General features: G+C 73.3%; 24 protein-coding genes. 10 read left to right on the forward strand and 14 right to left on the reverse strand.

Annotated features, from left to right (window positions below; genetic code table 11):
- Positions 1–28: 28 nt before the first annotated feature.
- Positions 29–973: an aminoglycoside phosphotransferase family protein gene (locus K7854_RS06375; RefSeq protein ID WP_226025369.1), complete on the reverse strand. Its 945-nt coding sequence runs from the start codon at positions 971–973 to the stop codon at positions 29–31.
- A 55-nt stretch (positions 974–1028) separates the two neighbouring features.
- Entirely contained in the window at positions 1029–2159 is a 1131-nt protein-coding gene (locus K7854_RS06380) for an aminopeptidase P family protein (protein ID WP_226025370.1), read from the reverse strand.
- A gap of 173 nt (positions 2160–2332) precedes the next feature.
- Between K7854_RS06380 and K7854_RS06385 the strand changes: the two genes are divergently transcribed.
- Positions 2333–3088: a phosphodiesterase gene (locus K7854_RS06385; RefSeq protein ID WP_226025371.1), complete on the forward strand. Its 756-nt coding sequence runs from the start codon at positions 2333–2335 to the stop codon at positions 3086–3088.
- On the opposite strand, the gene K7854_RS06390 is transcribed toward K7854_RS06385, so the two are convergent.
- The 4 genes from K7854_RS06390 to K7854_RS06405 form a co-directional block, all read right to left on the reverse strand.
- Positions 3081–3719, reverse strand: a complete 639-nt coding sequence (locus K7854_RS06390; RefSeq protein WP_226025372.1) for a PDZ domain-containing protein — start codon at positions 3717–3719, stop codon at positions 3081–3083. The two genes, K7854_RS06385 and K7854_RS06390, sit on opposite strands and share 8 nt — an antisense overlap.
- Before the next feature lie 93 nt (positions 3720–3812).
- A complete protein-coding gene (cyc2, locus tag K7854_RS06395; RefSeq protein ID WP_226025373.1) occupies positions 3813–6023 on the reverse strand; it encodes a germacradienol/geosmin synthase Cyc2 in 2211 nt (736 codons plus the stop codon).
- 106 nt (positions 6024–6129) lie between these two features.
- The gene (locus K7854_RS06400) at positions 6130–7347 is read right to left on the reverse strand and encodes a damage-control phosphatase ARMT1 family protein (protein ID WP_226025374.1); all 1218 of its coding nucleotides are present in this window, start codon (positions 7345–7347) and stop codon (positions 6130–6132) included.
- Between the two features lie 43 nt (positions 7348–7390).
- The gene (locus tag K7854_RS06405) at positions 7391–8038 is read right to left on the reverse strand and encodes a ScbR family autoregulator-binding transcription factor (RefSeq protein ID WP_226025375.1); all 648 of its coding nucleotides are present in this window, start codon (positions 8036–8038) and stop codon (positions 7391–7393) included.
- Between the two features lie 344 nt (positions 8039–8382).
- Between K7854_RS06405 and K7854_RS06410 the strand changes: the two genes are divergently transcribed.
- From K7854_RS06410 to K7854_RS06430, 5 genes are all read left to right on the forward strand, one after another.
- Positions 8383–9396 (forward strand): substrate-binding domain-containing protein, encoded by a 1014-nt coding sequence (locus K7854_RS06410; protein ID WP_226025376.1) that lies wholly within the window; start codon positions 8383–8385, stop codon positions 9394–9396.
- Between the two features lie 293 nt (positions 9397–9689).
- A complete protein-coding gene (locus tag K7854_RS06415; protein ID WP_226025443.1) occupies positions 9690–12185 on the forward strand; it encodes a sensor histidine kinase in 2496 nt (831 codons plus the stop codon).
- Positions 12182–12601 carry a roadblock/LC7 domain-containing protein gene (locus K7854_RS06420; RefSeq protein ID WP_003972853.1) on the forward strand — a complete coding sequence of 140 codons (420 nt, stop codon included), beginning with the start codon at positions 12182–12184 and terminating at the stop codon, positions 12599–12601. Before K7854_RS06415 ends, K7854_RS06420 begins: the two co-directional genes overlap by 4 nt.
- A gap of 1 nt (position 12602) precedes the next feature.
- Positions 12603–12962: a DUF742 domain-containing protein gene (locus K7854_RS06425; protein WP_226025377.1), complete on the forward strand. Its 360-nt coding sequence runs from the start codon at positions 12603–12605 to the stop codon at positions 12960–12962.
- Entirely contained in the window at positions 12949–13563 is a 615-nt protein-coding gene (locus K7854_RS06430) for a GTP-binding protein (RefSeq protein WP_226025378.1), read from the forward strand. Before K7854_RS06425 ends, K7854_RS06430 begins: the two co-directional genes overlap by 14 nt.
- Positions 13564–13575: 12 nt before the next feature.
- Here the strand turns inward: K7854_RS06430 and K7854_RS06435 are convergent, their stop codons facing one another.
- The 8 genes from K7854_RS06435 to K7854_RS06470 form a co-directional block, all read right to left on the reverse strand.
- A complete protein-coding gene (locus tag K7854_RS06435; RefSeq protein WP_226025379.1) occupies positions 13576–14538 on the reverse strand; it encodes an ABC transporter substrate-binding protein in 963 nt (320 codons plus the stop codon).
- Positions 14539–14612: 74 nt separating this feature from the next.
- A complete protein-coding gene (locus K7854_RS06440; RefSeq protein ID WP_226025380.1) occupies positions 14613–15278 on the reverse strand; it encodes an ABC transporter permease in 666 nt (221 codons plus the stop codon).
- Entirely contained in the window at positions 15275–15976 is a 702-nt protein-coding gene (locus K7854_RS06445) for an ABC transporter permease (RefSeq protein ID WP_226025381.1), read from the reverse strand. Before K7854_RS06445 ends, K7854_RS06440 begins: the two co-directional genes overlap by 4 nt.
- Positions 15973–17127: an ABC transporter ATP-binding protein gene (locus K7854_RS06450; RefSeq protein ID WP_226025382.1), complete on the reverse strand. Its 1155-nt coding sequence runs from the start codon at positions 17125–17127 to the stop codon at positions 15973–15975. The genes K7854_RS06445 and K7854_RS06450 overlap by 4 nt, the downstream gene beginning before the upstream one ends.
- A gap of 232 nt (positions 17128–17359) precedes the next feature.
- A complete protein-coding gene (msrB, locus tag K7854_RS06455) occupies positions 17360–17767 on the reverse strand; it encodes a peptide-methionine (R)-S-oxide reductase MsrB (protein ID WP_226025383.1) in 408 nt (135 codons plus the stop codon).
- A 14-nt stretch (positions 17768–17781) separates the two neighbouring features.
- A complete protein-coding gene (murC, locus tag K7854_RS06460; protein ID WP_226025384.1) occupies positions 17782–19179 on the reverse strand; it encodes a UDP-N-acetylmuramate--L-alanine ligase in 1398 nt (465 codons plus the stop codon).
- A 63-nt stretch (positions 19180–19242) separates the two neighbouring features.
- On the reverse strand, positions 19243–19716 hold the full coding sequence (locus tag K7854_RS06465) for an indole-3-glycerol phosphate synthase (RefSeq protein WP_226025385.1): 474 nt from the start codon (positions 19714–19716) through the stop codon (positions 19243–19245).
- A 217-nt stretch (positions 19717–19933) separates the two neighbouring features.
- On the reverse strand, positions 19934–20737 hold the full coding sequence (locus K7854_RS06470; protein WP_226025444.1) for a pyrimidine reductase family protein: 804 nt from the start codon (positions 20735–20737) through the stop codon (positions 19934–19936).
- A 354-nt stretch (positions 20738–21091) separates the two neighbouring features.
- Here K7854_RS06470 and zapE point away from each other — a divergent pair, with 354 nt between their 5' ends.
- The 4 genes from zapE to K7854_RS06490 all read left to right on the forward strand — a co-directional run bounded on the left by zapE (position 21092) and on the right by K7854_RS06490 (position 24964).
- Entirely contained in the window at positions 21092–22204 is a 1113-nt protein-coding gene (zapE, locus tag K7854_RS06475) for a cell division protein ZapE (protein ID WP_226025386.1), read from the forward strand.
- Positions 22205–22393: 189 nt separating this feature from the next.
- Positions 22394–22795, forward strand: coding sequence for a hypothetical protein (locus tag K7854_RS06480; protein ID WP_226025387.1), 402 nt, complete (start codon positions 22394–22396; stop codon positions 22793–22795).
- A gap of 88 nt (positions 22796–22883) precedes the next feature.
- The gene (locus K7854_RS06485; RefSeq protein ID WP_226025388.1) at positions 22884–23465 is read left to right on the forward strand and encodes a carbonic anhydrase; all 582 of its coding nucleotides are present in this window, start codon (positions 22884–22886) and stop codon (positions 23463–23465) included.
- Between the two features lie 8 nt (positions 23466–23473).
- Positions 23474–24964 (forward strand): SulP family inorganic anion transporter, encoded by a 1491-nt coding sequence (locus K7854_RS06490; protein WP_226025389.1) that lies wholly within the window; start codon positions 23474–23476, stop codon positions 24962–24964.
- The last annotated feature ends 44 nt before the right edge of the window (positions 24965–25008 follow it).

The following is a 25008-nucleotide window of genomic DNA, read 5'->3' on the forward strand; positions in this document are numbered from 1 at the left end:
CGAGGCCGCTCCGGTGCCTGGCGCGGGCTCAGGTGGCGTCGTCCGGGTCGTCCTCGCGCAGTTCCGTCACGCGTTCCAGCAGGATCGGTTCCCAGGCGCGTCGCAGTCGTGTCCTGAGCAGCGACGGGGGCGGGGCCGGCGGCGCGCCGGAGCGGGCGGCGAGCGCCTCCGCGAGGTGCACGACCGCGTCGCACCGGGCCAGCCACAGGCCGCGCAGGCAGGGCCGGGCACCGTATCCGGCGAGGGTGGCCGCGCGGACGGCGGCCGGTGCGCCCACGGAGAGGGCGAGCCCGGCGATGTCCTCGGCCGGGTCGCCGAGGACCGCGTCGCTCCAGCCGAGGACGCCGCGCACCCGCCCGTCGGCGCTGACCACGAGGTGCCCGCCGGTCAGCCCGTGGTGGACGAGGACCGCCGCGCCCGGCTGGGCGCCGAGCTGGGCCGTCGCCTCCCGGGTGAGCCGCTCCGGACGCGCGGCGTCGAACTCGTCGGCCGCGGCGAGGCCGTGGACGGCACGCTCGGCCGACTGCCGCAGGTTCTCCAGGGAGCGCGGGGCCACCCGCGGCACACCGAGCGTCTCGGCCTGCCGGACCGGCACCTCGCGCAGACCGGTGAGCAGCGCCGCGAGGTCCGCCTCGCCCAGTGCGGACACGTCGTGGTCCTCGCCCGACCCGCCGGCCAGCCGGGCGTCCAGCGTGTAGCCGAGGCCGGGTGCCCACTCGCCGTGCGCCACGCTGGTCGGCAGCGTGACCGGGACGTGCGGCCGCACCAGTTCCCGCAGGCGCAGTTCCCGGCGTCTGCGCACCGCGCTCTCCCGGTCGGTGGCCAGCCGCAGCACGTGCCGGGTGCCGACCCACCAGGTGCCGGGGTCGACGCCCTCGGCCACCGGCCGGACCTCGGGTTCCGTGCTCCCGCCCAGCAGGGAGCGGACCAGTCGGCGGACGGTGTCCGCGGTGGGTGTCGGTGCCTGGGTCATGTCGCGCCGTCGTCTTCCGGGTCTGCCGGGGCGTGCGGGGGCCGTGCGTCACCGGTCACTCGACGACGACCATCTCCCGGGTGGTGTCGTTGAGGCGTCGGCCGCCGTCCGCGGTGACGGTGACGATGTCCTCGATGCGTACCCCGAACCGGCCGGGCAGATAGACGCCGGGCTCGACCGAGAAGCACATGCCGGGCACCAGGGGCTGCTCCTCGCCCTCGATCATGTACGGCGGCTCGTGGGTGGTGACGCCGATGCCGTGCCCGGTGCGGTGGATGAAGTACTCGCCGTACCCGGCTTCGGCGATGACCGCGCGGGCGGCCCGGTCGACGTCCTGGCAGGCGGCGCCGGGCCGCACCGCGCCGAAGCCGGCCTCCTGCGCCTCGCGGACCAGGTCGTGCACCCGGCGCTCCTCGTCGGTCGCCTCGCCCACGTGCACGGTGCGGGAGGTGTCGGAGCCGTAGCCGTCCTTGAGCCCGCCGAAGTCGAGGACGATCATGTCGCCGTCCTCGATGACGCGGTCGCCGACCTCGTGGTGCGGATTGGCGCCGTTGGGGCCCGAGGCGACGATGGTGAAGTCGACCTGGGAGTGCCCGAACCGGCGCAGCAGATCGGCGAGGTCGGCGGCGACCTCGGACTCCCGGCGGCCGCCGAAGCGGACCTTCCGGATCTCCTCGAAGGCGGCGTCCGCGGCCGCGCCCGCCGCCGCCAGCAGCTCCAGCTCCGCGGCGTCCTTCACCGCGCGGAGCATCGGCAGCGCCTCGGTGAGGGAGGCGTACGAGGTGTCGGGCAGGGTGCGCTGGAGCGCCAGCAGGTGCATGGCCCAGGCGTTGTCGCTGATGCCGAAGCGTCCGGTGCCGTCGAGGAGGGCGGCGGTGGCCGCGTAGGGGTCCTTGCCGTCGGTCCAGTCCCGCAGGGTCAGCACCGGCGCGCCGGCCGCCTTCGCGGCGTCGGGGGCCTCCAGGGCCGGGACGACGAGCACGGGGTCGCGGTCCGGGGCGAGGACGAGCAGGGTGAGCCGTTCGGTGTCCGCCGTGGGCGCGTAGCCGGTGAGCCACACCAGGTCGGGGCCCGGGGCCACCAGCAGACCGGCCAGCCCGGCGTCGGCGGCCGCACGCGCGGCGCGCTCCATCCGGGTCCGGTAGTCGTCGGCGGTGAACGCAGCGGCGGGCCTGCTGCCGGTCATCCGAACCTCCCAGGGCGCAAGGGTGAAGGGACCACGGGCAGCATCCTGCCCCCAGCGCGGGGGCGACGCGAGCCGATTGGCGTGGAGCGACCCCGGCTACTAATGATTGGATGCCTTCCAAGCATTAGCATCGGGGGTGTCCGGGTACCGGGCGCCCGGAGGAGGCCGACACCGTGCTCGTACTCGCGCACATCAGCGATCTGCACCTGGACGGAAGCCCGCGGGCCACCGAGCGCGCCGAGCGGGTGCGCGACCGGCTGTGGCGGCTGCCGGGCCGGGTGGACGCGCTCCTGGTCACCGGGGACGTCGCGGACCACGGGACGGAGGCGGAGTACGAGGAGGCGGCCCGCATCCTGGGGCTGCGCGACGGTTCCGCGCCGTTTCCCGTGCTCACCTGTCCGGGCAACCACGACAGCCGGGCGCCCTACCGCAAGGCGCTGCTCGGCCGCCCGGCCGCCGACGGCCCGGTCAACGAGCTGCACGTCCTCGACGGCGGCGCGGTGCTGATGTGCGACTCCAGCATCCCGGGCAGCGACGAGGGCGAGCTGGACGAGGAGACGTACGGCTGGATCGAGGAGTCGCTCGACGGACTCGACGGCGACCGCCCGGCCCTGCTCGCCTTCCACCACCCGCCCACGGCCGTGCACCACCCGCTGCCCGACTCCTGCCGGCTGCGCCGCCCCGAGCGCCTCGCGGCACTGCTGGAACGCAGGCCTGCGGTGGCCGGGCTGATCACGGGTCACGCCCACTCGCCCGCCGCCACGGTGTTCGCCGGACGGCCGCTGGTGGTCGGCCCCGGGGTGACGTGGACGCTGCGGCTGCCCTGGGAGGGCGAGGAGATCGCGGACCGGGACGCGCCGGTCGGGCTCGCCTTCCACGTGCTGGACGACGCCGGACGGCTCACCAGCCACTTCCGCACGGTCACGTGACGACGCCCGGTACGGCCGTCAGCTGCTGGTAGCCGCCGCTGCGGTGGCGCACCGTGAGCTTGACCTCCTTGCCGGGGCGGGCGCGGGCCACGGCGTGTGCGAGGTCGGCGGCCGAGTCGACGCGGGTCCGGCCGACGGCCAGCAGTACGTCGCCCCGCACCAGGCCCGCCGCGTACCCGGGCCCCGGCACGTGGACGCCCACGATCCGGGCCCCGGGCCTCTCGTCGTCCACGGCCTCCACGCCGAGCGTCGCGCCGGCCGGTGCCGGGGAGGGGGACGCAGCGGCCGAGGAACCGGCCGACGGGTGCGCGGGGGCGGCCCGGGTGCCCGTCGCCGCTCCGGCGCCCCCGCCCGCTCCTCCCGCCCCGCCCGGTCCCGCCGCCCCGGCCTGCTGCTGCATCTCGGCCAGCTTGCTCATGCCGATCACCGTGGCGCCGACCGTGCCCAGCCCCACGCCCGCGAGGAGCAGGACCGCCGCGGCGAGCACGCCGAGCAGCACGGTGGTGAGCCGCCTGCGGCGCCGGCGCCCGGGGTACGGACGCCGGACGCCGTCGGACTCGGTGTGGGACTCGGTGCCGGGTCCCGGGTCCCGGCCGGGCATCGGCTTGGGACGCAACGCTGTCTGTTCCATGGATCGCCTCCGGCAAGTGCTCTACCCGGCGCACCGGCGCGTGACGAGCCACGAAAGAGTGAGACTGAACTTCGGTCAGGGCGTTTCGGGAGTTCAGGGCGTCAGGGCGGGACTGCTCCTGGGCGCGGCGAGCGGCGCGGCGATCGACGTGGGCACGGGCGCGGCCGGGATCCGGTCCGGGAGGAAGCCGTGGGTGCGGCCCGCCAGGTACTCGGCCTTGTAGCGCGGGACGTTGCGGTGCCAGTTGAGGATCCCGGCCATCCAGTTCTGCAGGTCGGTGACGTAGCCGTGCATGATGCTCCGCGCCTCTTCGGACAGCTGGAAGTCGTCGTAGACCACGGGGAGTTCGTGCGCCACGACGTGTTCGAACTGGCGCATGCGCTGGTTCATCAGGTCCTGCACCACATGGAGTGCGGCCGGGTAGTCGACGCCGAAGAAGTTCTGCACGACGAGGACGGCGTTGTGGATCTCGCCCTCGTACTCGATCTCCTTCTGATACGAGAAGACGTCGTTGAGCAGGCAGGCGTAGTCGATCGCCGCGTTCTCCAGGGAGCGGACGGGGCCGCTGCGGTAGACCTCGGGCGGCACCGCCGGGCCGTGCCCGGCCCGGCACAGGCCGAGGGTGAGGTCGGAGCCGAAGGTGGCCCGCCGCATCTCCAGGTAGTCCACCGGGTCCGGGACGCGGTTCTGGATCTGGTTGGACAGCTCCCACACCCAGGACTCGGTCATGTCGTCGATGGCCTTCCTCAGCGGGCGCCGCTCCTCGGGCGTCATGCCGGCCGTCGTGCGCACCCACAGGTCGATCAGGGAGCGTTCCATGGCGTTGACGGGCGGTGGGGCGGGCTCGCCGTCGAGCGGCATGCAGGCCGACAGCCGGGCGGTGGTGAGCCGGGCGGCGGCGAGGTCCCGGCGGTGGCCGTAGACCAGCGGGTAGTAGTCGTCGCCGTAGGTGCCGAAGGCCAGCCAGCCGGAGGCGAGGTCGAGCTGGTCCTGGGTGGCGTCCGGGTCGAGGCCAGCCGCGCACAGGGGCAGGTCGCAGCTCTCCAGCTTGTCCTCGTCCCAGACGCCCTCGCTCAGGATGCCCATCCTCGCGCACCACTCGGACAGGTGCCGCCGGGCGCCTTCGAGGGCCGGGCTCAGCTCCAGCCGGTAGGGCATGCGGATGTCGGGGATGACGGAGGGGCCGACCTTCTGGAAGGGCACGTGGGTGTAAGGCCGGGCCCGCTGGGCGGCCGCCGCGGCGAGCAGCGCGCCGACGTCCGCGGCGGAGGTGCCGGGGCCGGTCAGCGCCTGCCAGCCGGCCAGGGGCCGCTCGCCCTTGTTCATGTAGCGGCTGGAGCGCATGTGCCACTCGTGGCCGCCGGACTGCCAGTCCTGCAGTCCCTTCGTGTACGCGCCGACGGCGGCGACCTCGGGCGGGGTCAGGCCGTTCTCCAGGGCGACGGCGGGCACCTCGGTGAACGCGGTGTGCTCGAACTGGTGCAGCCGGGAGGTGAGTACGTCGTTGACCAGCTCGGCGGCCTCCTGGGTGGTGCAGCCGAAGAAGGTCTCCAGGACCAGCACCCCGTTGCTCAGCTCGCCCTCGTCCTCGACCTCCCGCTGGTAGGAGAAGAGGTCGTTGCGCAGGTGGACGGCGTCGGAGAAGGTCTCCATGAGCACCCTGAGCGGCCTGGTCCCGGCGACGGCGGCGGGCACCTCGGCGGTCGCGTACTCCACCAGCCCGGCGGACCAGGGGGCGCCGCCGACCTTGCGGCGCATCTCGATGTACTCGACGGGGTTGGCGACGCGCCCCTCGTTGATGTTGGACAGCTCCCACATGGACTCGTTGAGCAGGTGCTCGGTGGCGACCGCGAAGCGGCGGCGCCAGTCGGCCGACATCGCGGGCACCGTGCGGGTCCACAGGTCGGCGAGACCGGCCTCGACCGGATTCTCCGGCTCGGGCATCTCGGCGGCGTCGTCGAGCGGCATGAACAGGGGGAGCCGGTCCAGGTGGGCCTTGCCGGCGAGACGGTCCTGGCTGCGTTTGAACTTCTCCAGGAAGTGGTCGTCGAAGAAGAAGACCCACACGTACCAGTCGGTGATGAGGGAGAGCGCCGGCCCGTCGCAGTCGGGGTGGGTGTAGGCGCAGAGCAGGCCGTAGTCGTGGGCGTCGAGGTCGGACTGCTCCCAGACCCCTGAGCCCTCCAGCATGCCCATCTCGCGCGCCCACGTCGTCGAGTGGGCGCGGGCCTCGTCGAGATGCGGGTTCAGCCGGGCGGGATGCGGCAGGTAGAAGTGCGGGAGTTGGAAGGGCTGTTGCGTCATGGCCGGGCACTACCCACGGCCCTTCGGACGCATCCGCCGGGCGACACATGATCACACCATCGCGTGAATCAGCCCGGAATGCGGGAACTTCTCCCCCGGTGCTCCCTCAGCACCTGACCTGGACCAGGGCGTGCGTCCCGCTGGTGCGCCAGCCGCGCTCGCCGCTCGCCTCCAGCGCGGCCTCGGTCTTCGCGTCGAGTCCGGTGACCACGTCGGACTTCAGGGTGCGCAGCGCGGCGACGGCGCCGGGGAAGTACCCGGTGACGTCCGCGAAGGAGGTGGTCGGCGGCCACCACCGGTCGCCCACCAGGCGCCGGTAGTTGAGGTCGCCCTTGAGGACGGTGACGGTGGCCGCGGCGAAGTCCGCGCGCAGGTCGCCGGGCATGTCCGCGTACGGCAGCGGGGCGCAGGAGAAGGGGTGGGCGCGGACGGTGACCCGGCCGTCGGTCAGCGCCGCCCAGAGCCGCTCGCCGTGGGCCGCCGCCGCGCCGCCCGCCGTGACCAGCCGCCGCAGGGCGTCGAGCACGTCGGTGGGCGTGGCGTCCGAGACGTAGTACGGGTACGGCTTGACGTGCAGGACGGCCCGGTCCACGCGGCCCTCGGCGAGGAGGTGCGAGACCAGGAGCAGGTCCGGGACGAGTTCCCGGCCGGCGTTGTCCGCGACGAGGCACAGGGTGGCCGGGCCCCCGTCCGGGGTGCCCGCCCCGGGGACCGGGAGCAGGGACCACAGGGCGTCGCTGTCGTCGGCGACGAGCGCCGCCGCCTCGTCCCCGGTGCCGGTGCCCCGGTCGGAGAGGCGGAAGCCGAGGTCGGCGCGGTTGCCCCAGAGCGAGCCGTGCAGCAGTGCCCGCCCCCGCTCGTCGGCCGGCATCCGGTCCAGGTCTTCGAGGGCGGCGAGTTCCTGGTCCGTCTCCGGCGCGTCGAGTTCGGCGAGCTTGGCGGGCCGGAAGGGGTCGACGCCCTGCCATGCGCCGGGGCCGAAGTAGCCGACGGCGTCGAGGAGCCGGCGGTAGAAGTGGCTCTCGGCCCACAGCCAGGGCACGTCGTACCAGGAGCGGCCGGCGTACGCGTCCATGCCCCACCGCGCCCAGCGGTCCCGGTCCCGCCCGGTGGGGTCCGCGTCGGCGGGCAGCGGCTCGACCACGCCGTCGGCGCAGCTCGCGAGCAGCGCGTCCAGCGCGTGGCGCCGCGGCGGATCGAGGGGGAAGGCGTCCCGCACCTGTCGCACGATGGCGGGGTGCCGCTCGGCCAGCACGCCGTGCGGGAAGGAGCCGGGCTCGTCGCCGACGATGACGGGCGCGGGCACGAACGGGGTGTCGGGCATGCCCGTCACCGTACCGGTCGGTGCGGGTCCGCCACCGTACCGGTCAGGGCGTGCCCGTCTCCCGTTCCAGGCGGGCCGCGAGGGTGAGATAGCGGGCGCGGCGGGTCACCGGGACCATGCCGCGGATCAGGATGTACCACATCTCGGCGAGGCGGCGCGGCTGGCGCCCGGCCGGTTCGAGAGTGCCGCTCACCACGCGGGTGCCGACGACGGAGCAGACGAGGGTGTGGGCGACCGAGTCGACGTCGATGTCCGGATGCACGTCGGACTGGCGTACGGCGTTCAGCAGCCGGGACGTGGCTATCTCCCGCCACTCGGTGAAGGGGTGCGGCAGCGGCGGCCGCACCGGCACCCCCGCGGTGGCGAGCCGCAGCCCGGCCCGCAGCACCGGCCCCTCCTCGCAGAGCCGGGCCATGCCGAAGGTGAGGCGCATCAGCGCCTCCAGCGAGGAGTAGCCCCGCCCGTCCAGGTCCTGCGCCAGCCGCCGCGAGGTACGGGACTGGATCTCCATGATGGCGTGCGCCAGGTCTTCCTTCGCCGCGAAGTGGAAGTACAGGGCGCCCTTGGTGACCCCGGCGTGGGCGACGATCTCGCTCAGGCTGGTCGACTCGTAGCCGTACCGGTCGAACAGGTCGGCCGCCGCACCGACGATCGTCGCGCGGGTCTGCTCGGCGCGTAGCTGCCTCGCCATCGGCTGAACTCTCCTGGGCTGGAACTCGACAGACCGTGTCGCCTGCTCACCCCCTGTACACGATAACTCACGGACTAACTGCCCATCAGATCAACCCCCGTGGAACCGCCGCACACCGCCGGGCATACCGCCCGGCATTCCGCTTCGGCCCGCTTTCGCCGTCCCGTTCATCACGATGCGGCACCGACAACTCACAGCAGTTCGCTGGTCACTTGACTACCAGCGGTCACACACGGTTTGCTCCGGCCAGGCGAGTTTCACCCGGTTGGCGCACTGACCCGCGGCTCCGGGCCGTCCCGCCCCGTTCCTCCTGCTCGGCCGCACAGCGAGGTGCCCCCGCCCCCATGAGTACAGCTCCCCCGCCCACCCACTCCCCCGGCCCCCTGCGCACCGCGGCCCTCGCCGCGGCCGTCTGTCTGCTGGTGGCCGGCTGCTCCGCCCTCGGCGGGGACGAGGACGGCTCGGCGGCGGACGCCGCGGGCGGGTCCGGCGGCGACCGGATGAAGATCGTCATGGTGACCCACGGCGGTGAGGGCGACGCCTTCTGGGACCGGGTGCGCAAGGGCGCCGAGGCGGCGGCCGCCAAGGACGGCGTCGACCTGACCTACGCCGGTGACGCCGACACCGCCGACCAGGCCGACCTGGTGCGGGACGCGGTCCGCGACAAGGCCGACGGCATCGCCGTGACCCTGGCCAAACCGCAGGCGATGAAGGCGCCGGTCGCCGAGGCCAAGGCGGCCGGGATCCCCGTGGTCGGCCTCAACTCCGGCATGGACGCCTGGCGTTCCACCGGGCTCCTGGAGTACTTCGGGCAGGACGAGAGCGTCGCGGGCCGGGCCGTCGGCGACAAGCTGAACGCCCTCAAGGCCAAGCACGCCCTGTGCGTCATCCACGAGCGCGGCAACGTCGCCCTGGAGGCCCGCTGCGCCGGCGTGAAGAAGACCTTCGGGGGCGAGACCGAGATGCTCTACGTCGAGGGCACCGACATGAAGGCGGTCGGCGCGGCCGTCACGGCGCGACTGCGGCAGGACCCCGGGATCGACGAAGTCGTCATGAACGGCGCGGCGTTCGCCCTCACCGCGGTCGAGTCGGTCGACGAGGCGGGCAGCAGCGCACACGTCGCCACCTTCGACCTCGACAACGACCTCGTCGCCGCCGTCAAACGCGGGGACGTCCAGTTCGCGGTCGACCAGCAGCCGTATCTGCAGGGCTACCTCGCCGTGGACGCGCTCTGGCTGTACCGCACCAACGGCAACGTCAGCGGCGGCGGGGTGGCCCCCGTGCTGACCGGTCCCGCGTTCGTGACCCGGACCAACGCCGACTCGGTCGCGAAGTTCGCCGCGGGCGGCACCCGGTGACCGGACGACCCGGCGGCCGTCGGCGTCCCCGCACTCCTGCCGCCCTCTCCCGCTGACCGCCTAGGACGACGATGTCTGCTCGCAAGACACGCAAGACGGACCAGACAAGCAGGACAAGCACGACAGACGGCATAAGCAGCACAGGCAGTACAGCAAGGACGGGCAGGACCCGGACGGCACGGCGGACGGGTGGTACCCGGCGCCGCCTCGGCTCCATACGCCTGTCGCTGATCCTCCTGGCCCTGGTGCCCGGCGTCACCCTCGCGGCCGTGTGGGGCGTCACCACGATCCAGATGTTCTCGGAGGGCCTGCGGCTGCGGGCGCAGACGGAGTTGAGCCGCGACACCGGCGCCATGGGCACCGAGACGGCGCTCGCCCTGCAGAAGGAGCGCAGCCTGTCCGCCGCCCGGCTGGCCGACCCGGACGGCGACCGGTCGGCACTGGACGCGCAGCGCAGGAAGACGGACCAGGCGGTCGCCCAGCTCGCGGACCAGTCCGGCGCCATCGAGAGCGCGCCCGACCGGGTCTCGGACCGGATGTACTCGGTGCTCGGCTCGGTGGGCAGCCTGGAGTACTACCGCAACCAGGTGGACGACCCCAGCGACATCACCCCCGAGCAGGCGCTCGACCAGTACACCGCGATCGTCGACGACCAGATCCACGCCTTCCAGGAGCTGTCCCAGGTCGACGACGGCGACCTCACCTCGCAGGCCGGTCCGCTGGTCGCCCTCGAACACGCCGCCGAGCTGGTCTCCCAGGAGGACGCGCGGCTCACCCTGGCCTGGCCGTCCGACCGGATGGACGAGGCGGCGTGGGAGCAGTTCGCCCAGCTGGTCCACACCCGGCGCTGGCTCGTCCAGGACCAGATCATCCCCTCGGTGAGCGGCAGCGCCAAGACGCAGACCGAACGCATCCTCGCCAGCCCCGAGTGGAAGACCCTCCAGAGCGTCGAGGACCAGGTGCTGGCGGCCCGTGCGGCGGACGGAGAGGACCGGATCGACCTGCCGGACCTGCGACAGCGGTGGGCCCCGGCCATGGCGAAGGTCTCCGAGCAGTACGCGCAGCTGATCCGGCAGCAGACGGACGGGCTGCTGGACCGCAGCGCGGACGAGGCGAGCGGGCTGCTGCTGAAGGCGGCCGTCCTCAGTGCGGGCGGACTGATCGCCCTGCTGCTGTGCATCGTGATGTCCTGGCGCATCACCCGCTCGCTCTCCCGGCGGCTGCGCGGACTGCGGCTGGCCACCCTGAGCCTGGCCGAGGAGCGGCTGCCCGACGTGGTGGCCCGGCTGGAGCGGGGCGAGACGGTCGACGTGGAGTCCGCGACCCCGCCGCTGGACTACGGGCGGGACGAACTCGGCCAGGTGGCGCAGGCGTTCAACACGGCGCAGCGCACCGCCGTGCACACCGCCGTCGAACTCGCCGACACCCGGCGCGGTTTCCAGAAGGTCATCCTGGGCATCGCGCGGCAGAGCCAGAACCTCGTCAACATGCAGCTCGGCAAGCTGGACGCACTGGAGCGCGAGCACACGGACCCCGAGATCCTCAAGGGCCTGTACGAACTGGACTCCACGGCCAGCCAGTTGCGGCGCTACGAGGAGAACCTCGTCATCATCAGCGGTGAGCAGCCCCGGCGCACCTGGCGGGAGCCCGTGTCGCTGGTCGACATCCTGCGCAGCGCCGTGGGCGAGGTCGCCGAGTACCAGCGGGTGGAGCTGCACGCCGACGAGGACGTGGCCCTCGCCCCGCCCGCGGTGGCCGACGTGATCCACCTGCTGGCCGAGCTGATCGACAACGCGACCGCGTACTCCCCCGCGCCCAACCCGGTCGGGGTGCGGGCGGCGCTGGTGGCCAAGGGCCTGGCCGTCGAGATCGAGGACCGCGGGCTCGGCATGTCGGAGGAGGACTACGCGTCGTTCAACGCACAACTGGCGGTGGCTCCGCAGTTCGACGTGGTGGCGCTCGCCGACGACCTGCGGCTCGGCATGTTCGTCGTCGCCCGCCTCGCGCACCGGCACGGCATCACCGTCACGCTGCGCTCCTCGCCGTACGGCGGGACCACGGCGATCGTGCTGATCCCGCACGACATCGTGGTGCGCGAGCCGGTCGGCGGCGCGGACGGCACCGGCGTCACCGCGGCCGGCGTGCCGGCCCGCCGGGTGGCCGGGGCATCCGGAGCCAACGGGGCCACGGCACGCACCTCTGCCGACCGGGCCGTGCCCGTCGCCCCCGCCGGTCCCGGCCCCTCGGCCGACCCGGCCACCGCCGCCCCGTCCGGCCGGTCCGACCCGGCCGCCTCCGCCACGCCGGCCGCCCCGTCCGGGCAGTCCGCCGCGGCCTCGGGGCCGGAAGGGGGTCCGTCCGGCGGGCCGGAGGGGCCGTCGCGGCCCGTGCGGTCGTCCCGGCCCGCGCCTCCGAGCCGCTCCGCGGTCGCGGCGGGCACCTCCGCCGGCACCGCGCCCGACCGGCCCTCCGGCGAGCGCGGCGGCCTGGCGCCGCTGCCCCGCCGGGTGCCGCAGACCAGCCTCGCCGCCGAGCTGCGCGACGAGGACCCGGGCGGCCGCCGGGACGGCTCGGCGGGCGCGTCCGACGACGACTACGCCGACTTCACGGCGGAGCGCGCCGCCTCGTCCCTCGCCGGTTTCCAGCGCGGCACGCTGCGAGCCCAAGCCGATGAGGACACCGGCGACGCGGAGAACGCCGACACGGGCACCGACGGGCACGTGTTCACCTCCGCCGCCCCCACGACCCCGACCGCCGACCGCCGACCGCCGACGAAGGACACGCGATGACCCGACCCTCCCCCGCCACCCACACCGAGCTGGACCAGTTGCTCACCGGACTCGTGGAGCGGGTCGCCGACGTGAACCAGGCGGTGGTGCTCTCCGAGGACGGACTGGTCGTCAGCAAGTCCACCGGGTTCCTGCGGGACGACGCCGAGCGGCTGGCGGCGACCGCGTCGGGCCTGATGAGCCTGAGCAAGGGCGTCAGCATGGACTTCCGGGGCGGCCCGGTGCGCCAGGCGCTCATCGAGATGGCCAACAGCTATCTGATACTCACCTCCGCGGGCCCCGGCGCGCACCTGGTCGTGCTCACCGGGCCGAACGCCGACGTCGGCGTGGTCGCGTACCAGATGAACATGCTGGTGAAGAAGATCGGCGAGCACCTGAGCGCGGCACCGCGGGCCACCGCCGGCCCCGGCGAGTGACGTGACCGGAGGCGACGCGGGGGGCCGGCTGGTGCGGCCGTTCACCCTGACCGGCGGCCGGACCCGGCCCAGCCGCGCCGACTTCACCCTCATCACGACGGTGACCGCCGTCGACCCGCAGCCCGCCCGGGCGGCCCGGCCGCAGCCCGAGCACCTGCGGATCCTGCGGCTGTGCGCCCGGCCGGTCGCCGTGGCGGAGATCGCGGCCCGGCTCGACCTTCCGGTGAGCGTGGTCGTCATCCTGCTCTCGGACCTGCTGGAGGCCGGCCGTGTCACCGCGCGGGCGCCGCACCCCGTCTCCCGCGCCACCGACGACCTGGACCTGCTGCAGAAAGTGAGGGACGGCCTTGGCCGGCTCTGAGCGCGTCGCCGAGACGGCGCCCACGGCATCCGCACGCTCCACCGCGCCCGAGGCGGTGAAGATCCTCATCGCCGGCGGCTTCGGCGTCGGCAAGACCACCATGGTCGGGTCGGTCAGCGAGATCGCCCCGCTGCGCACCGAGGAGCCGCTGACCGCGGCGGGCCTGGACGTGGACGACCTCGCCGGCATCGAGGAGAAGCGGGCCACGACCGTGGCCCTGGACTTCGGCCGGATCACCATCGGCGGGGACGTGGTGCTGTACCTCTTCGGCACCCCCGGTCAGCAGCGCTTCTGGTTCATGTGGAACGACCTGGCGATCGGGGCGCTCGGCGCGGTGGTCCTGGTCGACGTGCGCAGGCCCGAGTCGAGCTTCGCCGCGATCGACTTCTTCGAGCGGCGGGGCATTCCGTTCGTCGTCGCGGTCAACGGCTTCCACGGCCGGCACCCGTACCCGGCCGCGGAGATCCGCGAGGCCCTGGCGCTGCCGGAGCACGTCCAGGTGCTGCTGTGCGACGCGCGGGAGCGGACCTCCAGCCGGGACGTCCTCATCGCCCTGATCGACCAGCTGATCGACGCCGCGACCGGGGCCGCGGCGTCCTGACGGCGGCTTCGGTCAGCCGAGGCCCGCGGACTTCAGCCACGCCTTGGCGACGTCCAGCGGGTCCTTCTTGTCCAGCTGGACCTGCGCGTCCAGGTCGAGGAGCGTCTCGGTGTCCAGTTTGGCGGAGACCGCGTTGAGCGTGGCCACGCCCTCCTCGTTCAGCCCGTCCTTGGTGACCAGCGGGGTCACGTTCGCGTGGCCGAAGAGGTTCTCCGGGTCCTTCAGGACGACGAACTTCTCCTTGACGATGGTCGGGTCGGTGGTGAAGACGTCCGCCGCCTGCACGTCGTTCTTGGTCAGCGCCGCCTGGGTCAGCGGGCCGCCCGCGTCGAGCGCCTTGAAGGACTTGAACTTCAGGCCGTACACCGACTCCAGGCCCTTGAGCCCCTGCTGGCGCGTCTGGAACTCGGGCGAGCCGCCGATCACCAGCTCGGGCGCGACGTCCTTGAGGTCGGCGAGCGTCGACTCGGCGGTGAGGCCGTGCTTCTTCGCCGTCTCGGCGTTGACGCTCACCGAGTCCTTGTTCTCGGCCGGTGACGACTCCAGCAGCGTCAGCTTCTTGTCGAGCTTGGCCTTCGCCGCCGCGTTCACCTCCTCGACGGACTTCTGCTCGGCCTTCGGGTCGAGGTAGGCGAGCAGCGAGCCGTTGTACTCGGGCAGCACGGTGACGGAACCGTTCTTCATCATGCCGTACGTCGTCTCGCGGCTGCCGATGTTGTGCTTGTAGGTGACCTTGAGGCCCTTGGCCTTGAGCGCCTCTCCGTAGATGTCGGCGAGCAGGGTGCTCTCGGCGAAGTTGTTCGAGCCGACGACGACCGTGCCGGCCTCCGCCTTGTCACCCGCGAGGGGGTTGTCGGAGGTGTCGTCGGAGTCGGAGGAACAGCCCGCGAGCAGCGCCGCGGCGGCGGTGAGCGCGACGGCCGCCGCGCCGGTGTGCCTCGTCCTGGACCTGCTGCTCTTGGCGGTGGAAGTCATCCGTCGATCCAAACGATCCGGTCGCCGGTCAGTCAAGAACGGCCTGGTTACGGTTTCTTGGCCGCCGTGTGGCGTCAACGCCTGCGCACCCCCGGCGACACGGCCAGCCTTCCGGCCGCCCAGAAGACGGCGAGGGTGACGAGCGCCATCAGGGCGACCAGCGTGGCGCCGCCGACCACCTTCTCGTAGTCGCGCTGGTAGAGCCCGTCGATGATGTACCGGCCGAGCCCGCCGAGGCTGACGTACGCGGCGATGGTGGCCGTCGACACGACCTGGATGGCGGCCGAGCGCAGCCCGCTGAGGACCAGCGGGAGGGCGACGGGCAGTTCGACCCGGAAGAGGATGCCGCTCTCCCGCATGCCCATGCCCCGCGCGGCGTCCACCGGGGAGGGGTCGACGGAGCGGACGGCCTCGTAGGTGGTCACCAGGATCGGCGGGATCGCGAGCACGACCAGCGGGATCATCACGGGCAGCAGTCCGATGCCGACGGCGACGGCGATCAGCACCAGCAGTCCGAAGCTGGGCAGGGCGCGGGCCGCGGTGGCGACGAAGGCGACGGCGTTGCCGCCGCGCCCGGTGTGCCCGGTGAGCAGCCCGACGGGCAGCCCGACGGCGGCGGCGAGGCCGAGGGCCATCAGCGTGTACTGGACGTGCTCAAGGAGGCGTCCGGGGATGCCGTCGTAGCCGTGCCAGTGGGCGCTGTCGCTGAAGAAGGCGTTGACGAAGTGGAGCACGTTCACCGGGCCGCCGCCTCCTTGGGCGCGGGCCGCGCGGCGGCTTCCTTCGGGCGTTGCCGCTTGCCCCGCGGCAGCCACGGGGTGAGCAGGTTGCGGGCCAGGACGAGGAGCGCGTCGCACAGCACGGCCAGGACGGCGGTGGTGAGGACAGAGTTCACCGCCAGCTCCGGCCGGCCGTACTTCTGGGCGTCCGCGAGCAGGTTGCCGAGGGCGCCCTGGTTGCCGATCAGGGCGCCGACGCTGACCAGGGAGATGCTCGCCGACACGGCCACCCGCAGCCCGGCGAGAATGGCGGGCACGGCGATCGGCAACTGCACCTGGAGGTAGCGCCGTACGGGCCCGAAGCCCATGGCCGTGGACGCGGCCAGCGTCTCCTCGGGCACCGACCGCACTCCGTCGACGATCGCCGGGACGAGCACCACCAGGCTGTACACGGCCAGCGGGATCATCACGGTCAGTTCGGTCTGGCCGGTGTAGTCGATGAGGACCACGAAGACGGCCAGCGACGGGATGGCGTAGAAGACGGTCGTGACGCCGAGCACCGGCGGGTACAGCCAGCGGAAGCGTACGCACAGCTGGGCGAGGGGCAGCGCGGCGAGCAGTCCGGCCAGGACCGGCAGCAGCGCCTCGCGCAGATGCAGGCCGATCAGGCCGAAGTAGGTGTTGTCGAGGTCGCTCGGTATGTCGAAGAAGCCGTTCACGGGGCGACCTTGGTGACGTCGGCGGGCTCCTCGGTCCGCGCGTCGCCGGAGTCCGCCGCGCCGTGGGCGGAGCGGATCGCCTCGCCGATGGTCTGCTGGGAGACGACGCCGGTCACCCGGCCGTCGGCGTCCACGGCGACGGCCCAGCCGGTGGGCGAGAGCACGGCGCAGTCGAGGGCGGCCCGCAGCGAGTCGGTACCGGGCACGAACGGCCGCCCGTAGGAGAGCAGCCGCCCGGCCGCGAGGTCCCCGGCGGTCAGGTCGCCCGGCGCGGCCCAGCCCAGCGGCCGGTCGTCCGCGTCGGTCACCAGCAGGTGGGCGGCGCCGTCGGCGGCGGCGAGCCGCTCGGCGCCGGCGTCGGCGCGCACGACCGGGCGGGTGGTCAGCTCCAGGTCGGCGGAGGAGAAGAAGGAGAGCCGCCGGATGCCGCGGTCGGCGCCGAGGAAGTCCTCGACGAAGTCGTCCGCGGGGTCGGACAGCAGCTCGGCGGGCGGTGCGAACTGGGCGAGCCGGCCGCCGGTGCGCATCACCGCGACCATGGTGCCGAGTTTGATGGCCTCGTCGATGTCGTGGGTGACGAAGACGATGGTCTTGCCCAGTTCGTCCTGGATGCGCAGGAGTTCGTCCTGGAGCCCCTTGCGGACGACGGGGTCGACGGCGGAGAAGGGCTCGTCCATCAGCAGCACCGGCGGATCGGCGGCCAGTGCCCGGGCCACGCCGACGCGCTGCTGCTGGCCGCCGGAGAGCTGGTACGGGTACCGCTTGCCGAGGGAGGCGTCGAGCCCCACCCGGTCCATCAGCTCCGCCGCCCGCTCACGAGACTTCTGCTTGCCCCAGCCGATCATGCGGGGCACGGTGGCGATGTTGTCGAGGATCGTGCGGTGCTGGAAGAGCCCGGCGTTCTGGATGACGTACCCCATCGACCGGCGCAGCGTGGTGACGGGCTGCTGCTGGACGTCCTCGCCGTCGAGCAGGATCGTTCCCTCGGTGGGCTCGACCATTCTGTTGATCATCCGCAGGGTAGTCGTCTTGCCGCAGCCCGAGGGTCCGACCAGGACCGTGATCGAGCGGTCGGGTATGTCCAGCGTCAGCCGGTCGACCGCGACGGTGCCGTCCGGGTACCGCTTGGTGACTGAGTCCATCCGTATCAAAACGCCGAATACCCTTCGGGTCTGGCAGAAGCTGCCCGCTCCGGCCGCGGTCGGTGGGGCCGTCGCCGGTCGAGTGTAGACGGCTGATCCGCGGGGCCCCCGTTGCTCCGGGGCGACTCCTTCCCGCTGCTCGGGCGTTCACACCGGAAATCTGTCCGACCGGACGACGGCGGCCGGGAGCGACGGTGTCCACCGTGCCGCTCCCGGCCGCCGTTCGCGGACCGGTGGGGGCTCAGCCCGCCGTCGGCTCCAGCCGCAGCGAGATGCTGTTGATGCAGTACCGCTGGTCGGTCGGGGTCGGGTAGCCCTCGCCCTCGAAGACGTGTCCGAGGTGCGAACCGCACCGGGCGCAGCGCACCTCGGTGCGCACCATCCCGTGGGAGCGGTCCTCGATCAGCTCGACCGCGTCGGTGTCCTTCGGGTCGTAGAAGGACGGCCAGCCGCAGTGCGACTCGAACTTGGTCGTGGAGGTGAACAGCTCCGCACCGCAGGCGCGGCAGGAGTAGACGCCCTCGGTCTTGGTGTCGGTGTACTCACCGGTGAAGGCCGGCTCGGTGGCGGCCTGGCGCAGCACGGCGTACTCGGCCGGGGCCAGCTCCGCCCGCCACTGCTCGTCCGGCTTCTCGACGTCGTACGACATGAGTCCTCAGCCCCTTACTTCGCCTTGCTCGACAGCTCGTCCAGGATGCGCGGTCCGAGGTCGGTGACGTCGCCCGCGCCCATGGTGAGAACGAGATCGCCCGCCTTCGCCATTCCCGCGACCAGCGCGGGCGCGGCGTCCTTGTCGTGGACCGGCGTGACGTCCGCGCCGGCGGCCCGGGCCGCCTCGATGATCAGCTCGCTGGTGACGCCCGGGATCGGGTCCTCGCGGGCCGGGTAGATGTCGAGGACGGCCGAGGCGTCGGCGAGGGCCAGGGCCTGGCCCATCTCCTTGCCCAGTTCCTGGGTGCGGGAGAAGAGGTGCGGCTGGAAGAGGACCAGGATGCGGGCGTCGCCGACCGCGGCGCGCATGGCCTCCAGGTCGGCGGTCATCTCGGTGGGGTGGTGCGCGTAGGAGTCGACGACCTGGACACCGGCCGCCTCGCCCTTGAGCTGGAGGCGCCGCTTGACGCCGGTGTAGGCGGCGAGCGCCGGGGCCAGCTCGGCGGCGGGGACGCCGAGGGCCGCGCCCGCGGCGAGGGCGGCGACGGCGTTGTGGGCGTAGTGCCGGCCGGGGACGGAGACGGTGAAGGTCAGCTCGGTGCCGTCCAGGACGACGGTGACCTCGCTCCTGAGGCCCTGCGGGACGACGGAGAGGATGCGCACGTCGGCGTCGTCGGACTCCCCGTACGTCACGGTACGCACCGATCCGGCCAGCCGCCGGGTCAGCTCCCGGGAGCCCTCGTGGTCGGCGGCGATCACCAGGGTGCCGCCGGGGACGATCTTCGCGGCGAAGGTCTCGAAGGACTCGTAGATCTCGTCCATCGAGGCGTAGTTGGCGTGGTGGTCCAGCTCGACGTTGAGGACGATGGCGACCTCGGGGGCGTACTTGTGGAAGCTGCGGTCGCTTTCGTCCGCCTCGGCGACGAAGATCTCCCCGCCGCCGTGCAGGGCGTTGGAGCCGGGCGCGTCCAGGTCGCCGCCGATCGCGTACGACGGGTCCAGGCCCAGCTCGGAAAGGGAGACCGCCAGCATCGAGGTGGTGGTGGTCTTGCCGTGGGTGCCGGCCACGGCGATCGGGCGCAGGCCGTTCATCAGGGCGGCGAGGGCGTCGGAGCGGTGCACGACCGGAACGCCCAGCTCGGCGGCGCGCACCAGCTCGGGGTTGTCCTCGCGGATGGCCGAGGACACGACCACGCAGCTCGCGTCGTCGGCGAGGTGCTCGGCCGCGTGCCCGATGTGCACGGTGGCGCCCAGGGCGCGCAGTGCGTCGGCGGTCGCGGACTCCTTGGCGTCGCTGCCCGCCACCTCGGCGCCGCGCTGGGCGAGGATCTTGGCGATGCCCGACATTCCGGCGCCGCCGATGCCGATGAAGTGCGGTCGGTCCATGGCGGTAGGAAGGCCGGGTGCCATGCGCTGTTCTCCCAGAGTGGTCCGTCGGTGGCCGCGCCCCCTGGGCGGGGGCGCGGCACCAGCCTATGCCTTGCTGTGGGAGAAGAGTTTCAGGACCGGCACGCCGACCTTGTGCCGGGCCCGGGAGGCCCAGTCCCGGTGGAAGAACTCCTCCACGTAGTGGGGGTCGGTCAGGACGATCACCTCGTCCGCGGCGATCTCCATGACCAGGGCCTTCAGCTCGTCCAGCGGGTGGTCCTCGATCAGCCGCCCCTCGGCCTGGGCACCGGAGGCGCGCAGGGCCGTGAGGGACACCTCCAGCGCCCGCTCCCCCACGCTCTGCGCCTCCTGGCCCTCCGGCGTCTCCCCCTCCCGCACGGCGTCGTCCAGCTCGCCGAGGGCGACGTCGTCGATGGCCCGCAGCAGCCGGTCCGCCTGATCGCCGCGCGGCTGGAGCAGCACGTGGAAGCCGACCTGCTCCTCCCCGTGCAAGGTGGTGACGAACTCCACGTCGGCGGACGTCAGGGCCTTCTCGATCATCAAAACGCTTGTGAACACCAGGCGCCCCTTCTCCTTCGAGGGCCCGTGGGCCCACCCTCCGTAGGCCGTACCGGACCCTGCGGAAACCATCCTGCCCCGTGATCGCACGGGTACTGCCGGAATCAGTGTGCCCGGCGAGGACTAAACGGAACGGAGGATTCCGCCGATTACCGGATGTGCGGTAACGACCGAACCCCTGTCCGGTCGCGGCCGCCCGTCCGGGCCCGGGATCTGCCTAGTCGCGCCGGTACCGGCCGAAGAGGAAACCTTCCTCCTCCAACAGGGACACCAGTGCGAACCGCCGCGGGACCTCGACCGCCGGTCCGCCCGCGATCCGCTGCGCGTCTCCCGCGGTGAGCGTCGGGGAGACGGTCAGGCACAGCTCGTCGAGCACCCCCGCCGTGACGAACTGCCCCAGCAGCCGGGGACCGCCCTCGGTCAGCAGCCGGGTGTGCCCCAGCTCCGCGAGCGCCCCGAGGGCCCGGGCCGGGTCCACGCCGACGCCGTCGCCCGCGATCACCACCCGGGCCCCGGCCCGCTCGGCGGCCGCGATCCGGTCCGGGGCCGCGGCGGCGCCGGTCAGGATGAGGGTGGGCACGAGCGGGGAGGTGAACAGCGGCAGGGAGAAGTCCAGCTCCAGGCTCGCGCTGACCACCGCGATGGCCGGTACGGGGGCCTGACCGGCCGCCCGCCGCGCCTCGGCGAAGTCCGCCCGCGCGCGTGCCGGCCGGTACCCCTCCTGCCGTACGGTCTCGGCGCCGGCGATCACCACGTCCGCCAGTGCGCGCAGGGTGCCGAAGACCCGCATGTCGGCCGCGCTGGAGATGGGCTGGGAGCGGCCGTCGTGCTGGGCGGCGCCGTCGAGGGTGGAGACCATGTTGGCCCGCAGCCACGTCTGCCGGTGCCCGTCCGGCTCGGGGTACGCGTAGGCGGCGGCCAGCTCGGCCAGGCTCCACTCCCGGTCGGCCTCGGAGCCGCCCGGCCCGGCGTCCGGATCGATCACGGGGGACACGGGGGGCACGGGGAACAGGCGTCGCATGTCCTGCAGTGTTCCACGCCCCCGACCCCCCAACCGCCCGGGCCACCACCCCCAGCCCGGCCCCCGCACCGGGGCACGGCACCCGAGCCGCGACCAGCACCCCGGGCCCCGCCCGACACCGCCAGCCTGCCGCCCCGCCCCGCCCCGCAACGAGGCACCGCCCACCCCGGCCCCGCACCTCGCGGGCCCCTGGCCCCGCCGCCACCCGGACCTGCCCGGCCCCGCACCTCGCGGGCCCCCGTCCTGCCCCGCACCCGGCGCCGGGGCACCGGTACCGTGCCCGGCCGGGCCGTGCGCCGGGCCGCCGTCCGGGTGACGCCGAGGCCCTCAGGGCAGGCCCTACCATTGAGTACCGTGTCGTCCTCCTCCCCCGCCTCCGTGCCCGCCCCGATAACCGGGACGGCTCCGGGCCCGCTCTCGCTGTGCGCCCGTGAGCCCCATGTCCCCGCGGACCGTCTGGTCGCCGAGATGGTGCCCCCGCCGCGGTTCGACTCGGTCCGCTTCAGCACGTACCTCCCGGACCCGAACCAGCCCAGCCAGAGCGAGGCCGTACGGGTCCTGGAGGACTTCGCGGGCGGGCTGGGCGAGGCGCCCGGCGCGGCCGCCGGCAGGCGCGGGTTCTTCGGGTTCGGTCGCGCCAGGGCTCCGAAGGCCCCGGCCGGGCCCCGCGGCGTGTACCTCGACGGCGGCTACGGCGTCGGCAAGACCCACCTGCTGGCCTCCCTGTGGCACGCCACCCCGGCGGAGCCGTCCCGCAAGGCCTTCGGCACCTTCGTGGAGCTGACCAACCTGGTCGGCGCCCTCGGCTTCCAGCAGACCGTGCAGACCCTGTCCGGGCACCGGCTGCTGTGCATCGACGAATTCGAGCTGGACGACCCCGGCGACACCGTCCTCGTCTCCAGCCTGCTCGCCCGGCTGGTGGAGGCCGGCGTGGCACTCGCCGCCACCTCCAACACACTGCCCGGCAAGCTCGGCGAGGGCCGGTTCGCCGCGGTCGACTTCCTGCGCGAGATCCAGGGCCTGTCCGCCCACTTCCGCACCCTGCGCATCGACGGCGAGGACTACCGCCACCGCGGTCTGCCCGAGGCCCCGGCGCCGTACTCCGACGAGCAGGTGACCCGTGCGGCGCGGGCCACCGAGGGTGCCTCCCTGGACGACTTCCCCGCCCTCCTCGGCCACCTCGCCCGCGTCCACCCCAGCCGCTACGGCGCCCTGACCGACGGCCTGACGGCCGTGTGCCTCACCGGGGTGCGCCCGGTGCCGGACCAGTCGACGGCGCTGCGGCTCGTGGTGCTCGCGGACCGGCTCTACGACCGCGAGGTGCCCGTCCTGGCCTCCGGGCTGCCCTTCGACCGGCTGTTCAGCGAGGAGATGCTCAAGGGCGGCTACCGCAAGAAGTACTTCCGGGCGATCTCCCGGCTCACCGCGCTGGCCCGGGACGCCGGTCACCTGGTCGACACGCCGTGAGGAACGGTCGGTTCCCGCCAACCGACCCGCCATTTTGAGGCTCTCTCGGGCCCGTAACTCCCCGTTAACCCTGCAAAGTCCTTTGCAGGGTTAACGTGTTTCTTGACCGCGCATTGACCATGCTTTTGCCGGGCGTTGACCCGTTCCCCGGCATATACCAGCGGCAGGAACTGCCTGGAGGGGGGCCGCGTGCAGCGACGTACGACGGTCCGGACCGTGCTCGCGGTCCTCGCCCCCGTCCTGTTCGCGCTCCAGCTCTTCGCTCCCACGGCATCCTTCGCATCCGCGCATACAAGCGGTGAAGCCGTGGCCCACGCCGGTCCCGGAACCATCCCCTCCGGCACGGCGCCGCACGACGAGACCGTCACCTGCCACGAGGGCGGCCGCCCGGGCACGCCCACCACCGCGCCGCGCGTCCGCGACCGCCACCGCACCACCGCCGCACCGCAGTCCGGCCCCGCTCACCACGCGCTGCCGCGGCAGGCCGCCCCGGAGGCGCACGCATCCGTCCCGTCCGGCCGCGCCACCGAGCACCGGCCGAGATCCACGACGGACCACGACCCCGCGGCGCTCCAGGTCTTCCGCTGCTGACGGACCGGACGGACCACCGGTACAACCCCCACCTCTGTCCCACCCGTCCGACGCGCACCCCACCGCGCGCCAGGAGGAAAACCGCATCATGCAGCCCCTCATCGACAACGCCCGTATGTTCGGACAGCGCCCTGAGGAGTTCGCCGGGCACGCCGAAGGCCAGTCGCCCGAAGTCCTGTTCATCACCTGCTCCGACTCCCGGGTCGTACCGGCCCTGATCACGGGCGCCCGCCCCGGCCAGCTCTTCGAGCTGCGCACGGCCGGCAACATCGTCCCGCCCCACACCTCCGAGCACCCCTGCGCCGAGGCGGCCACCGTCGAGTACGCCGTCCAGGTCCTCGGCGTCGCCGACATCGTCGTCTGCGGCCACTCGCACTGCGGCGCCGTCGGCGCGCTGGTCCGCGGCGACGACCTGACCGCCGTACCCGCCGTGCGCGACTGGCTGGCGCACGCGGCGGACGAGCCGAAGCCCTGCGACCCCGCCGACCCGACCGTCGCCGAGGCCGTGCAGCACCACGTACTCGCGCAACTGCTGCGGCTGCGCTCCTACCCCTGCGTCGAGCAGCGGCTGGCGGACGGCCGGCTGCGGCTGCACGGCTGGTACTACGAGGTACACACCGGCCTCGTGCGCGCGCACCGCGCGGACACCGACGCGTTCGAGACCCTGTGAGCGCCGGCATGTCCCTGATATCCAGCCGGCACCGGAGGTTCCCGCACTGGCGGCAGGACCTCACCGCGTCCCTCGTCGTGTTCCTGGTCGCGCTGCCGCTGTGCGTGGGCGTGGCCGTCGCCTCCGGGGTCCCGGCCGAACTCGGCCTGGTCACCGGCATCGTGGGCGGCCTGGTCACCGGATTCCTGCCGGGCAGCAGCCTCCAGGTCTCCGGCCCGGCCGCCGGGCTGACCGTGCTGGTCTTCGGCGCGGTCGACCAGTACGGACTGCCCGCGCTCGGCGTGATCGTGCTCGCCACCGGGCTCGCCCAGCTCGTGATGGGCGCCCTGAAGCTGGGCCGCTGGTTCCGGGCGATCTCGCTGTCGGTGGTCGAGGGCATGCTGGCCGGCATCGGCCTGGTGCTCATCGCCGGCCAGCTCTACTCGGCCGCCGGTCTCCAGGCGCCCGCCTCCGGCATCGACAAGCTCACCGGGCTCCCCGGGGCCGCCGCCGACGCGCTGGGCAGTACCGGGGCGCTGACCTCGCTCGCCCTGGGCGCGGGCACCGTCGCGGTGATGGTGCTGTGGAAGCGGCTGCCGGGCCGGGCGCAGACCGTGCCGGGCGCGCTGGCCGCGGTCGGCCTGGCCACGGCGGTCACGGCGGCCTTCGGACTGTCGGTCGCGACCGTCGAGGTGAGCGGCCTGCTGGAGGTGATCCAGCCGCCCGGCGCCGACGCCTTCGGCGAGCTGGCGAACGTGGGCCTGCTCGGCACGATCGTCGCCTTCACGCTGATCGCCTCGGCGGAGAGCCTGTTCAGCGCCGCGGCGGTGGACCGGCTGCACAGCGGGCCGCGCACCCAGTACGACAAGGAGCTGATGGCGCAGGGCGCGGGCAACACCGTGTGCGGCGTCCTGGGCGCGCTGCCGATGACCGCGGTCATCGTGCGCAGCTCCGCCAACGTCGCCGCGGGAGCACGCACCAAGGCGTCCCGGGTGCTGCACGGGGTGTGGCTGCTGCTGTTCGCGGCGCTGCTGCCGTCCGTACTGGGCCTGATCCCGCTGCCCGCGCTGGCGGGCATCCTGGTCCACGCGGGCTGGAAGCTGATCCCGTTCCGCAGCATCCTGCCGCTGTGGCGCGACCACCGGGGCGAGGCGCTGATCCTGGTGGTCACGGCCGTCTCGATCGTCGCGGTCAACATGTTCGAGGGCGTGCTGATCGGTCTGGCCCTGTCCGTGGTCAAGACCGCCTGGGAGGCCTCGCACCTCAGGCTGGAGATCGTCGACAAGGGCGCGGGCCCCGTCCAGGCGCACCTGACCGGCAACGCGACCTTCCTGCGGCTCCCGAAGATCCTGGAGGGCCTGGAGGCGCTGCCGCAGGACCGCCCGGTCGAGCTGGACCTGTCCGGGCTGCACCACCTGGACCACGCCTGCCGCACGGCCCTGGAGAACTGGGCGGAACGGCACAGCGCCACCGGCACGGACCCGGTCAAGGTCACGGAACCGGAGAAGGCCGGGGTGTAGGAGACCGGAGTGCGGAAGACCGGCGGGTAACGGGAAGCCCGCCG

Origin of the sequence: Streptomyces hyderabadensis, from assembly GCF_020404845.1 — a bacterium.
Lineage (GTDB): Bacteria > Actinomycetota > Actinomycetes > Streptomycetales > Streptomycetaceae > Streptomyces > Streptomyces hyderabadensis.

Coding starts and splice junctions, on each gene's coding strand:
- cyc2 (WP_226025373.1), bottom strand. CDS start 6,023: ATGACGCAACAGCCCTTCCAACTCCCGCACTTCTACCTGCCGCATCCC.
- K7854_RS06420 (WP_003972853.1), top strand. CDS start 12,182: ATGACCCGACCCTCCCCCGCCACCCACACCGAGCTGGACCAGTTGCTC.
- K7854_RS06485 (WP_226025388.1), top strand. CDS start 22,884: ATGCAGCCCCTCATCGACAACGCCCGTATGTTCGGACAGCGCCCTGAG.
- K7854_RS06410 (WP_226025376.1), top strand. CDS start 8,383: ATGAGTACAGCTCCCCCGCCCACCCACTCCCCCGGCCCCCTGCGCACC.
- K7854_RS06390 (WP_226025372.1), bottom strand. CDS start 3,719: ATGGAACAGACAGCGTTGCGTCCCAAGCCGATGCCCGGCCGGGACCCG.
- K7854_RS06380 (WP_226025370.1), bottom strand. CDS start 2,159: ATGACCGGCAGCAGGCCCGCCGCTGCGTTCACCGCCGACGACTACCGG.
- murC (WP_226025384.1), bottom strand. CDS start 19,179: ATGGCACCCGGCCTTCCTACCGCCATGGACCGACCGCACTTCATCGGC.
- K7854_RS06470 (WP_226025444.1), bottom strand. CDS start 20,737: ATGCGACGCCTGTTCCCCGTGCCCCCCGTGTCCCCCGTGATCGATCCG.
- K7854_RS06490 (WP_226025389.1), top strand. CDS start 23,474: ATGTCCCTGATATCCAGCCGGCACCGGAGGTTCCCGCACTGGCGGCAG.
- K7854_RS06405 (WP_226025375.1), bottom strand. CDS start 8,038: ATGGCGAGGCAGCTACGCGCCGAGCAGACCCGCGCGACGATCGTCGGT.
- K7854_RS06415 (WP_226025443.1), top strand. CDS start 9,690: ATGTTCTCGGAGGGCCTGCGGCTGCGGGCGCAGACGGAGTTGAGCCGC.
- K7854_RS06400 (WP_226025374.1), bottom strand. CDS start 7,347: ATGCCCGACACCCCGTTCGTGCCCGCGCCCGTCATCGTCGGCGACGAG.
- K7854_RS06375 (WP_226025369.1), bottom strand. CDS start 973: ATGACCCAGGCACCGACACCCACCGCGGACACCGTCCGCCGACTGGTC.
- msrB (WP_226025383.1), bottom strand. CDS start 17,767: ATGTCGTACGACGTCGAGAAGCCGGACGAGCAGTGGCGGGCGGAGCTG.
- K7854_RS06435 (WP_226025379.1), bottom strand. CDS start 14,538: ATGACTTCCACCGCCAAGAGCAGCAGGTCCAGGACGAGGCACACCGGC.